This window comes from Bradyrhizobium sp. BWC-3-1 (assembly GCF_032917965.1).
Taxonomy (GTDB): Bacteria; Pseudomonadota; Alphaproteobacteria; order Rhizobiales; family Xanthobacteraceae; genus Bradyrhizobium; species Bradyrhizobium canariense_D.
On the sequence record NZ_CP136625.1, the window covers coordinates 7514702 to 7527519 of the forward strand.

The following is a 12818-nucleotide window of genomic DNA, read 5'->3' on the forward strand; positions in this document are numbered from 1 at the left end:
TCGTGCCTTCGTTGCGAACTTGCCTCATGCAGACAATCGGCACAGACATCTACGATGGTTGTCGCGGCAAGCCGGGCCTGCAGGAGCTGCTGCCGCCCCTTCGCCTAAACAAGTCCGCAAGGTATGGCGTTGGGCTAACCGTGCTTGATGCCAGAACCGACTGAAATGCCTTAGATCAACAATGGCGGCGGAGGCCATTTGGCGCGGCATGATCCGGCGAACCGGCTAGTATGGCACCAAACAAACGTCATCGGCTTCAGCACATGATGCAAAGCGACGCCAATGTATCGCCAGCTCGTCAACGAGAGGCTTTGCTCTTGCGACGATCTGACGGTGGGCTTTCATCTCAGTCCTTTTCATGTCGAGCGGTTAGCCGGTTACCGCCTGAGACACCGTCAATGCGTCATCTATGTGGCCGGTCACAATGGATCCACGGCCAGGGAACACGTGACGAAGTTTCGCAGTTCAGCCCTAGAGGGCCTCGAGCTCCAACACGGCGAGACTTCGGTGGCCGCAGTCACAGTTCGCTCCGGTAGCGATCAGAACTGCCCGTCAAGCTCGCTTCTTTGCCGCCCCTCCGCGAGGCGAGCCAGCTTGTCATATTCCTCAGCGACCTTGAGGAGCCTGCATCTAGATGTGTCGTCGTCGATCGACTCCGCTTTTAGTCGGGTCGCTTCCGCACGGCCTCGCCAATGTTTGGCGTCTGAGAATAGATTTTTCTGCTTCATGCAAAAGAGGATGCAATGTTTAGATCAAGAAAATGCGACACGGGCCCTACGTAAGATCCCGTAGGCTGGCTTTCACAAAAGCACCTCATTTGCCGTTAGCGCTGTCACTCGCTTTGTTAATGTCCGACATGCGACAAGCCGCTGGGCGAAACGTAAGCGCGGCGAGTAAGCTTCACTGCAATCCGTCGGTTGAGAAGGCCGATTGGAAGGGCAACGCGGCATGATGGACGAGATTTGGCTTCACCGGCCGTTCACGCAGAATTCTGCGCGAAATGCGCGGCTCTCGACATAAATGGCTTGAATCGGACGCAGCGTCAGATTGTAGGGTCTTCTTGCGGGCGAGCGTCCACGATCGCCTGCCGATGGCTTGGGAGCGACGGCTTGCAGACCGAACGCACTTGGCCTGTGCAGCAGATATTACGGGGTGAGGGCGCCAGCGCTACCTGTCCGAACTCGAGTCAGCTTGCGTGAGCAATGTCGCGATCCGATTTCAGTTCGAGATCCTGGCCAGGGAAGGGACGACAGATGACGCGCCCTGGACAAGCAGTCTCACTCGACCGGCTCCGCTTCGAGCAGCACGTTCGCGCGGAGCACTCAGAGCCACCAAATCGAACGATGGCCACACTCGATGAGCTTCTCGCAACAATCAGGCACGCTTGCCGTTGTCAGGACGTGCGCGCATTCTCAGGTTCACTATTCGACGATTCCAAGCAACTCACGAGATCAAATCGCGCACGCTTCCTGCGAAAGGCCGCGACTGCGTTCAGGATCGCATTTGTTCCACGATTTGAGGAAGACATCCGCCTCAAGCTAGCATCGAAATACGCCACAGTATGTGATGCGCTCAGCCGGCAGTCTGGCGGTCAGGCAGGTACCGATCTTTCCAAAGCTCTGGCGGCTCAGCTCTCCCGCCTTAGTGATGCACTGATGGAACAAGTCGACTTCACATCACTTTCGCTCTTTGCGTGTTCATTTGGCCGCCATCCTGCGTCTTCCGACTGCCGCGATGGCATGATCAGAATTGCTGAAGTTTGCCGCGACAAGAGCGAGCCGCTCCAGGACCTAACCGGCCAGCACCTATCATTGCTGATAAGCGGCTTTAGCAAGTGGCCGGATCAACCGGCGGTTCGTGAAGCCGCCCTCAGAATCGCGACTGAGATTTCTTGCCGTACGCGTTCGGATGATCGCCTCTCAGCGCTCACCCCGCGGCATCTATCATTGCTCGTGAACGGCGTCGGAAAATGGCTAGCAGAGGAACGCTTTCACACGGCAGTTGTGATCGTCGCAGATGAGCTTGTGCGCCGAAGCGATCGACTCTCCGATTTTACCCAGGAACAGCTGGCGAATCTGGTCAGCGTCTTTAGCAAGCGGCCGGAAGATTCGAGTTGTCGCAAGGCAGCGATCGCGATCAGCAACGAACTTCTCCGCCGCTCCGATCAGCTCTCCGATTTCAGTCAGCAGCGCCTGGCTAAGCTCGTAAACGGATTCAGCAGGTGGCCGGGCGAGCTCGCGCCTCGGCAAGCCACCGCCAAGATTGCAGGAGAACTCGTTCGCCGCGGGCTTTCCGTCGATCACCATGAGTTGGCGAGTCTGGTAAACGGCTTCAGCAAATGGACGGCGGAGGTTGCCTGTCTCGCGGCGAGCGTCGCGATCGCGGATCAAGTCATCCGTCACGCTCGCGGTACCGAGCGCCTCTCTTATTTTCGTTACCAGGAACTCGGGGTGCTGGTAAACGGTTTCAGCAAATGGCGGCAGGACCCGAGCTGCCGCCAAGCCACAATTGAAATTGCCGGTGAAGTGCTCGCCCGCTGTGACCGCGCCGACGGCGTCTCCTGCATTACTGAACAGGCACTGGCGAACCTCGTAAATGGGTTCAGCAAGTGGCCACAACAGCTGTCTCTTCGCGCCGCGACGGCTGCGCTCGCCCGGGAGGTCGTTTACCGCGCCCGACGGGCCGGTCAGCTCTGTGATTTTACGCAGCAAGGACTGGCTATTCTGTTGAACGGCTTCAGCAAATGGCCAACGGAAGTTCCGCTGCGCGAAGCTAAGACTGCGATCGCGCACGAGGTCCTTTCTCGGGCCTGCCGTTCCGACCGGCTTTCTCATTTTACGCGTCGAGCACTGGCGATCCTCGCCAACGGCTTCAGCAAATGGCGACAAGAGGAGATCTCTCGCCATGCGACGGTAGCCATCGCGCAGGAGATTCTTCGCCGCACTTTCCAGGTTTGTGATTTTAGCGAGCAGGAGCTTGCTCAGCTCATGCGTGCGTTCAGTCACTGGCCGAAAGAGGTCACCTGTCGCGAAGTCGCCGTCGTAATCTCCCAGGAGGTCCTGCGCCGCCTCACCGGGACTGCGCGTTTCACCGAGCAAGAGCTCGCATACTTGGCGAATGGGTTAGCCAAGTGGCCCGAAGTGGCGATCTGTCATCGAGCCGCTGCGGCTATCGGCAATTGGACAGCGCTAGGTGACCGACGACGAACACCATGTCATGCGGCGTTTTGAAGCAAACGGAACACGGCTGCACACCGCTCGTAAGGCACGAAGGGCAACGCTGCTCCAAAGGACGATAACTCAATGCAGGATGACGCGAGCAAGCGGCGCGACCAACGGCACCACACTTTTAGGCGCGAGGTGATCGAGATAGGCGACGAGATGGGCTCGCAAGCTCGTTCAGCGGAGCGGATTTCTGGTCGTACTTTCAGCCATCAAAGGCAATGATCCACGCGTAGTGAGTAGCGAGGTTCTGACGGGCGGCACTATGTCGAATGGTGCATTGAACGGCCGCGGCAGATCTCTGCAGGTGCTCGGCGCTCTGCGTTCAACGGATTTTCCAGAAGAGCACGGAGGCGCGTCATCGCCGCCGCTCTCGGCAGAGATGCATCAAGTGTTCGCTCACGCCGCAGCCCTTTCGGGCGGATTGCTCCGGAGCCCGCGTACATCGTGTTTTTCAGGACGGCAACAGCGCCTCCAGAGTGCAGTGGCTTCTGCAGCTTTGGATGCCAAGCAGTCGTTCAACAGACGACCACGTAGCGCGAGCTCAAACCACAAGGAACTCTCTAATTATGCTCTGCCAGAAATGTCACGGAGATAACTGGTGCGAGATCGCAATGCACGACCCCTGGGCCGGCCGACCAGTGATCACCTGCAACATTTGCGGCGAGTATGCCGAGTACGACAGCCTCCAGCGCAAAACGGCTCACGCGATCATGGCAGCTACCTTGGCCTGTAGCGTGAGCATAGAGGACCAGCGCGATCCCCGGGTGGTTGCTGATAGGATCTTGGATGCACTGGAGAATGCCGGCTTAACAGTCGCTCGCGCCTCAAGATGAATGGGGAGGAGCGCCGATCGCCGCCTACGAGGCCCTGCCCGGCGATCCGAGAGCATGGGCTGCGCCGCTCGTTCCAACAGCCGTTTGATTGCCGTCAGACTTTCCGCCTTTTCCGTGGCCGCTCTGGAGTTGCACGCGCCCATAGCAACTGTTGGAGACCAGCCACGATTGTAGCAAACGCACCAATCCGGACTTAAACCGCGATGCTCTGAACGGGACCAGGGCTGAGCACCGCTTGGGCGCCGTCTTCCAACGCATGACGGCCCCCACATGGATCGAACCCGCAATCATCGCTGACCTGACGCGGCCTGCACCTGACGGCGCCTTTCGAGGTCCATCGTCCAAGTTGTCTGGAACGGCAAAGTCACTGCTCAGTGCCTTGACGGGAATTGCACTCATTGACCGGAATAACCGCTGCCGATGGACCTCGTTTCCCATTCTGCCTAGCGACGCCAGCCTCTAGAAATCCCGGGAAGCAGCCCCATCCAGACAGCGTAGCGGGAGAGCTCGGCCGGATAGACGAGGCGCCAATTCGCACAGATGCCACAGAGCATCCTCGCCATGGACGCTTGATTCGGCCGGCGAGCGCGCTCCTATTCCATGGACCTTACAAGAACTTCATTGACACGCGTGATCGCTCATTGCCACGACCAGCAGCCTCACTGCCGCGGCGTGGCTATGCCGGCACACTTGAGCAGACCCTGGCTGCGCAATTCCGCGGAGGACGAATAGCGAAGGCCAGCCGCTTTGGCGCAGCGCCTCCCGCCCTCCTCCCGTCGCGGCTGGCTCCTGGCGTGACATATTCCCGCGATAACCCCCGCAGGGGATTGAATCGTACGTAGCGTCAGATTGTAGAGTGCCCCTGCTAGTTGGCTCCAATCTTCAGTCGCCCTAGAATTCCTGTGGACAAAAGCGGAGCAAGCCGATCGCGTGTCATGAGAGGTGTTCTGCCAAAGCGGCTGAGGATCGCGCTGAGTGCGAAGGACGCTGTTCCTCTTCTGTCTACGCAAATCGCCAAGTCGCATGAGGTCACGATTGCCCAGATGTAAGAAGGACCAATCCAGCATTGGAGACTTCGCAATACGGTTGCGAGCGCCAAGTGCCAACGAGCCGCCGCGAGACTGATGCGCTATCCTGGAGCGGTGATGTGAGAAGACCCGATGGATCCAACACGGTGTTGCTCGTCGACCATTGTGAGGGCCAATGTCGGGCAATTGTTGGCTTCAAGAATGGCGATCCTGGAAGAGCGTATATGTGCGGGGAACCAATTGTGACGGGACTGCGCCAAAAGCCGTCATCATGGTGCGCTTATCACCATGTCCGAATGCACGTCATGCCATGGTCGGACGGACGCGCCCGTCCTTAAACGAAAAGCAGACTAGATGACAACGAGTAATCCGGGACGAGCGCGCGGCATGGTAAGCGGCTGATTGCGGCAGCAAGAGAGCTGCCGCTAGCTCCGCGAGCTGGGCCTGCTCGAGATGCAGGCCTGACGATTGCCCCAGGGCCGAACGCCGATGCAGGCAACGAGCCCCTCAACACCCGACGAACGAGCATTGGAAACCTCATGTGATCGCCTTGGAACGGAAATGATGTGGAAGTTTAGACACGCGAGCGATCGAAGATTGATCTCGGCGGCGTTCAAACCCGATAAGGCAGCGATCCATTTCGATGGCGCGCCTCTAAGCTCACGCCCCTTTTGGCGCATTCGAGCAGGCGGCGCGTGCTTAAACAGCCCGAGTCGGCTCCCTCCACGATCAGCTCATCCCGCGTGTTTCTGCCGTGGGACTGCAATATGCGCGCCTTCACCTATGCTTATCCGACCACCAACACGATCGTCCCGAGATTGATCGATGATACGGACTGCGCGACAGAGAACAACTTTCAAGGCTTTGTTTGCCGGGCTTGCTCGCAGTTGCACTGGATGAACAGCAAGACTCGAAATTTCTAGGCAAGGACAAGAAATGAGGGACACTCCTTGGCTCGACGCGCGAGCTGAGCATGGAGAGACTGCAGAACGCTTCTCGGCCGAACGGCCTGCTTACCTTTTGACTGCGCCGCAATTCATTGAGCGCACTCAAGCAATAGAGAAGCGCCTGACGAAGGCCGAACGAAATCTGCCGGCTACAAACTTTCGTATAGTCCTTCAAAACTCTTTCGAGGTGGGAGGTTTACCTCCGTACAGTTGAGCAATCGACGCAATACCTGTAGAGGTCCACACTTCGGCAGTTCGAGAGCGTGACGCTTCCGCATTTCGAAGAGCCAGCCGCGATTGACGTCGTCGATCGGGGACGACATTAGCCTGCGCAGAGGAATCATTTGTTAAGCCAAGAGAGCAAACGGCGGGTCGCTCTAATCACCGGCGTGACCGGCCAGGACGGCGCCTATCTTTCCGAACATCTGCTGTCGCTCGGCTATGTCGTGCACGGCATCAAGCGGCGCTCGTCCTCGTTCAACACCGCGCGCGTTGATCATCTCTACCAGGATCCGCATGTCGGCGACGTGCCGTTCCTGATGCACTACGGCGATATGACGGATTCGAGCAATCTGATCCGCCTGGTGCAGCAGATCCGGCCGACCGAGATCTACAATCTCGCCGCCCAGAGCCACGTCGCCGTCAGCTTCGAGAGCCCGGAATACACGGCCAATGCCGACGGCATCGGCGTACTCCGCCTGCTGGAAGCGATCCGCATCCTCGGCATAGAGAAGGAGACGCGGTTCTACCAGGCGTCGACTTCGGAGCTCTACGGCCTCGTCCAGGAGATCCCGCAGAAGGAGACCACGCCGTTCTATCCGCGCTCGCCTTACGGCGTCGCAAAGCTCTACGGCTACTGGATCACGGTGAATTACCGCGAAGCCTATGGCATGTTCGCGAGCAACGGTATCCTGTTCAATCACGAGAGCCCGATCCGCGGCGAGACGTTTGTGACCCGCAAGATCACGCGCGCTGTCGCCCGTATCGAGGTCGGGCTGGAGGAGACGCTCTATCTCGGCAATCTCGAAGCCAAGCGCGACTGGGGCCATGCGCGCGACTACGTCGAGGGCATGCACAAGATCCTGCAAGCCGACAAGCCCGACGATTTCGTGCTCGCCACCGGCGAGATGCACTCGGTGCGCGAGATGGTCGAGCTATCGTTCGCCCAGCTCGGTCGCCGCATCGCATGGCGCGGGACAGGCGTCGAGGAGACCGGCGTGGACGAGATGAGCGGCAAGACGGTGGTGAAGATCGATCCGACCTATTTCCGGCCCACCGAGGTCGATCTCCTCGTCGGCGACGCCAGCAAGGCGCGCGAGGTGCTCGGCTGGAGGCCGAAGCGGAGCTTTGCAGAGCTCGTCGCGGAGATGATGGCGAGCGATCTGGCGGTAGCAAAACGGGACGCGACGAGTGGCAAACGCTCCGTTTGAGCTGACAGGCAAGAGTGTCTACGTAGCCGGCCATCGCGGCATGGTCGGCAGCGCGCTTGCGCGCCGGCTGGCGCGGGAGGACGTCAAGCTCGTCACCGTGGACCGGCGCGAGGTTGATCTGTGCAACCAGGCGGCGGTGTTCGACTGGTTCGCAAGAACGCGGCCGCAGGTGATCTTCCTCGCCGCGGCAAAGGTCGGCGGCATCGCCGCCAACAACACACTGCGTGCAGAATTCATCTACGAGAACATTGCGATCGCGGCTAACGTGATCCAGGCCGCGCACCAGAACGGCGCCGAGAAGCTAATGTTTCTGGGCTCGTCCTGCATCTATCCGAAACTGGCGCCGCAGCCGTTGCGAGAAGATGCGGTCCTGACGGGCCCGCTGGAACCAACCAACGAGCCCTATGCAATTGCAAAAATCGCCGGGATCAAGATGGTGGAGGCCTATCGCAGCCAGTATGGCAGCGACTTCATCAGCGTAATGCCGACCAATCTCTACGGCCCCGGCGACAATTATCATCCCGAACTGAGCCATGTCGTCGCGGCGCTGATCCGGCGCTTCCACGAGGCGAAGGTCGCGGGTGCCAAGAGCGTTGCCGTGTGGGGCACCGGCACGCCACGGCGCGAATTCCTCTATGTCGACGACATGGCAGACGCCTGCGTGTACCTGATGAAGACCTATTCGGGAGCAGAGCTGATCAACATCGGCACCGGCGAGGACGTCACCATCGCCGAGTTCGCGCGCGTCGTCGCAGAGATCGTCGGCTACAGCGGCGAGATCGCCTTCGACACCTCGCGCCCCGACGGTACGCCGCGCAAGCTGCTCGACGTCAGCCGCCTCGCAAAGCTCGGCTGGCGCGCGAGGACATGGCTTACAGATGGAATGCGGCAGACCTATCAGGACTTCTTAGCGGTATCGGCCAAATCGGACAAAGGAGAGAATCTTGCAGCTGTTAATTGCTGACGGCGCTCATTGTCCGATTCCCAGAAAGTTGCTTCGGATCGTCTGGCGACTTCGATTGGGTTTCCGGTGTTGCTTTGAGCTCGCGCACGCCGAGTGACGCGTGCGCGATGGAAGGCCGGCACGACTACACCGGTTGATAAATAGCGAGCGAATTGGTCAGGCGCGTCTTGCGAGACGCTCTGTTTTGAAGTTGAGGTAAACTGGTTACCATGTGCGGAATTGTAGGCATCTTGGGGCGCGGTCCGGTCGCGGATCGCCTCATCGATTCACTTAAACGACTGGAATATCGCGGCTACGACTCAGCTGGCATCGGAACGCTCAAAGGAAATCACATCGAGCTTCGACGCGCCGAGGGAAAGCTGAAAAACCTTGAGACACGTGTTCGCTGCCATCCGCTTTCGGGCCATGTCGGGATTGGGCACACGCGCTGGGCTACTCATGGCAAGCCAACCGAACACAACGCTCATCCGCATGCAACGGACAATGTTGCGGTCGTCCATAACGGCATAATCGAGAATTTCCGGGAGCTGCGCGCGGAGCTGAAACAGCATGGCGCCTGTTTCGCCTCTGAAACAGACACGGAGGTGGTGGCACATCTCATCGACTCTTATCTGAAGAATGGCTGCTCGCCGCAGGAGGCAGTAAAAGCGTCGCTGCCGCGGCTAGTGGGCGCGTTTGCGCTTGCAATCCTGTTCAAGGGCCAACACGACCTCATGATCGGTGCGCGCAAGGGCTCACCACTGGCGATCGGGCATGGCGAAGGCGAAATGTATCTCGGATCGGATGCTATCGCGCTCGCGCCCCTTACCGACTTGATCACCTACCTTGAGGATGGCGATTGGGCTGTGCTCAACCGCAACTTCAGCGTGGTCTACGACGCACAAGGCACAGTCGTCCGCCGGGATCTGGTGAACTCTGGCGCGTCGTCGGCTCTCGTCGAGAAAGCGAACTACCGCCACTTCATGGCGAAGGAAATCCACGAACAGCCGGAGGTGATCGGGCATACGCTTGCGCATTACGTCGATATTGCCAGCGAGAGCGTGGCACTGCCGCAGGAGCTTCCGTTCGACTTCAATGAGATCGGACATATCTCGGTCACGGCTTGCGGTACGGCCGGCTACGCCGGCCACATCGCCAAATACTGGTTCGAGCGGCTGGCTCGTATTCCGGTCGAGCTCGATGTCGCCTCCGAATTTCGGTATCGTGAGGCACCGATGCGCCAAGGAGATCTTGCGATCTTCATCTCGCAGTCCGGCGAGACCGCCGATACCCTGGCCGCGCTCCGCTACGCCAAATCGCAAGGTCTGCATACCCTCTCGATCGTGAACGTACTGAGTTCGACCATTGCGCGCGAAAGCGGGACAGTGTTGCCGACATTCGCGGGGCCCGAAATCGGCGTTGCCTCGACCAAGGCGTTCACATGCCAGCTCGTCGTCCTGGCGGCGCTTGCGGTCGCCGCGGGCAATGCGCGCGGTGAATTGTCGGAGGGCGACAGCATCGATCTGGTACGCGAGCTGATCGAAATTCCTCGGCTCGTTTCAGCGGCGCTGGCCAACGAGCCGCAGATCGAGAAGCTCGCACGCGACATCACCAAATCGCGTGACGTGCTATATCTTGGTCGCGGCACCTCGTTTCCACTGGCCATGGAAGGGGCACTGAAGCTGAAGGAGATATCCTATATTCACGCCGAGGGCTATGCGGCCGGGGAGCTCAAGCACGGCCCGATCGCCTTGGTCGACGAGAGTGTTCCCGTAATCGTCATCGCTCCTTCCGACCGGGTGTTCGAAAAGACCATCTCGAACATGCAGGAGGTCGCTGCACGCGGTGGCAAGATTATCTTGATAACCGACGCTAGGGGAGCCGCAGACGTGTCCATGGATTCACTCGCGACCATTGTGCTGCCGGAGATGGGTGCGACATTCACCTCGATTGTCTATGCGATTCCGGTGCAGCTCCTGGCCTACCACACGGCCCTCCTCATAGGCACGGACGTCGACCAACCCCGAAATCTCGCGAAATCGGTAACCGTCGAATAAGGCAAAGTGATGCGACCTCAGTTGTCGTGGTCAGATTCCGAATGCGCGAGCCGCGGTCAGATCGTATCACGATGTGCCGCCCAGCTCCAGGCCCCGATGCCACCGCGAGGCTTGTGCCTGTTCTTGGCCCTGTTTACGGAGACGCCGGGTTTGGACCACATAGGAACCGGAGCGCCCCTCGAAGTACGAGGCGCGCCTCGCTCGAAGGACAACGTGGCTGTTTCCAAGCATGGCCGTCGGCGCCGCGCTTGATCGCCAGCGCGCTCACAAAATCCTTTCCGGCGAACCACCGGTTAACTTTGAGCATATCGACATCGCTGGAGATCGGGTGAGATAATAGCGCGGTTCGGCCCCAATCGCAGGCTCGCGAGCTGTTCTAGCACGACATCTCACGGAGCTCCTCGCTGCGGCTCGTATGCCACCGATCTCGTCCTTCCCCTTTCACTGCATATCGGTACGCTTGATGAGAACTTCGGCCACCCCACAGACAACAGCCTTGTCGCCAACCTTGGCGCCGAGAATTGCCCCAGGGTTCAGTAGCTTGAGAGCCACTCCTGCTGCACGAGCGGAATGACGAGCGAAAATTGTGAGGGTTGCGGCAATTGCCGAAAATATGCCGGAAACGTCAGGCGCTTACGGCTTGGTCGATAGTGCCCTGATGGCCGATTCGCGGCCATGAAACTGCACGCGGCTGCGGTGAGATTTTCTCCGGAAGCGGCCATTTCAAAATCGAGAGGAAACTCGCCATGTCACCAGCGCCCATTGCGCACGCCTCAAATGCCAAATCGCGCATTGGCGCCATCTTACGTGCCACGAGCGGCAACTTCCTCGAGCAGTTCGATTTCTTCTTGTTCGGGTTCTACGCCAGTGCGATCGGAAACGCGTTCTTTCCATCAGGAAGCGAAACCGCTTCACTGCTTAACACCTTCGGTGTGTTCTGGCTGGGTGCCTTGATGCGACCTGTTGGTGCGATCGTGCTTGGAGCCTATATTGACCAGATTGGCCGTCGGCAAGGCCTGATCATCACGCTTTCGATCATGGCCATTGGCACCATCATCATCGCCTTTTGTCCGGGCTACGCGACGATCGGCATTGCCGCACCTGCGATCGTGCTGTTCGGACGGCTGTTGCAGGGCTTTTCTGCCGGCGTTGAGGTTGGTGGTGTTTCCGTTTACCTCTCCGAGATTGCCACTCCGGGCAACCGCGGCTTTTACACATCTTTCCAGTCCTCGAGCCAGCAGGTTGCGATCTTTGTCGCGGCTCTTATAGGATATTTTTTGAGCGAAGCACTTCCGGCCGAAATGGTTGCCGCTTGGGGCTGGCGGATCCCGTTCTTCCTTGGCTGCTTGATCGTACCGCTTATCTTCTTCCTGCGCCGGACGCTGGAGGAAACTCCGGAGTTTCTGGTCATGAAGAACCACCCAACGGCCCGCGAGGTCTTTGCCTCCACACTTGCGAACTGGCGCATCGTCATTCTCGGCATGATGATCGCGATGCTGACGACCACGACATTCTATTTCGTGACGGTGTACACGCCTACGTTCGGCAGGCACGTATTGCAGTTGTCCACGCAGAACACGCTCTTGGTGACGCTTTTGGTCGCGGTGACGAACTTCATGTGGAACCCAATTGGCGGCGCGATTTCCGACAGAATCGGCCGGAAACCGGTCCTGCTGACCATTGCCGGCCTAGCCTTGGTGACTGCATATCCAGCGTTGTCTTGGCTTGTAACGGACCCAAGCTTTGGCAAGATGCTGATCGTGGAGATGATGTTCTCGTTTTACTTTGGCACCTATAGCGGCGCCATGTTGGGCGCTCTGGTCGAAATCGTGCCGAAGCACATTCGCACAACTTGCTTTTCTTTGGCGTTCGCACTCGCCGCGGCTCTGTTTGGCACCTTTACGCCGCTTGCATCGACTTGGCTGATCGACCGGACAGATGACAAGGCGTCGCCCGGTTTCTGGTTGATGTTTGCGGCTTTGCTCGGCATTATCGCCGCGCTCACGATTTATCCAGGAAACACCAAGAGAGTTGCGAAAGCCGTTGCGACCCGAGCGGCCTAACTTGGCGGTAAGCGCGCAATTTACCACGCGTTAGCACGCGCGCCCGCGGGACGTTGGGGGCCGAAGGCTGAACTGAAGTTGGTGCGCGACTATCCCTGCGGTGATTTTCACGATGCTGCGCGGCCGTTCTGCCGATCACGGTTCTTCCTATGTGATCTGGGGCAGTATAGGGACGAGCTGGCGGTGATGTTGACCGGGAAAGGCTTAGCTTATCAGCCAACCTCGATTCCGTCCGGTGGTCGGACGGTGCGCTGCCCGCACTTGCAGTTGCGTGAAACACGGCGGATTTCGCG

General features: G+C 59.0%; 5 protein-coding genes. All 5 read left to right on the forward strand.

From position 1 onward, the window contains the following. Positions 1 to 1343 precede the first annotated feature (1343 nt). The 5 genes from RX329_RS36190 to RX329_RS36210 all read left to right on the forward strand — a co-directional run bounded on the left by RX329_RS36190 (position 1344) and on the right by RX329_RS36210 (position 12525). Positions 1344 to 3230, forward strand: coding sequence for a hypothetical protein (locus tag RX329_RS36190; RefSeq protein WP_317245121.1), 1887 nt, complete (start codon positions 1344 to 1346; stop codon positions 3228 to 3230). A 3146-nt stretch (positions 3231 to 6376) separates the two neighbouring features. Continuing rightward, a complete protein-coding gene (gmd, locus tag RX329_RS36195; protein ID WP_085348755.1) occupies positions 6377 to 7462 on the forward strand; it encodes a GDP-mannose 4,6-dehydratase in 1086 nt (361 codons plus the stop codon). Beyond that, entirely contained in the window at positions 7443 to 8426 is a 984-nt protein-coding gene (locus tag RX329_RS36200; RefSeq protein WP_317245122.1) for a GDP-L-fucose synthase, read from the forward strand. Before gmd ends, RX329_RS36200 begins: the two co-directional genes overlap by 20 nt. A gap of 209 nt (positions 8427 to 8635) precedes the next feature. After that, the gene (gene glmS / locus RX329_RS36205; protein WP_317245123.1) at positions 8636 to 10462 is read left to right on the forward strand and encodes a glutamine--fructose-6-phosphate transaminase (isomerizing); all 1827 of its coding nucleotides are present in this window, start codon (positions 8636 to 8638) and stop codon (positions 10460 to 10462) included. A 746-nt stretch (positions 10463 to 11208) separates the two neighbouring features. Continuing rightward, the gene (locus RX329_RS36210; RefSeq protein ID WP_085348758.1) at positions 11209 to 12525 is read left to right on the forward strand and encodes an MFS transporter; all 1317 of its coding nucleotides are present in this window, start codon (positions 11209 to 11211) and stop codon (positions 12523 to 12525) included. Positions 12526 to 12818: the final 293 nt, after the last annotated feature.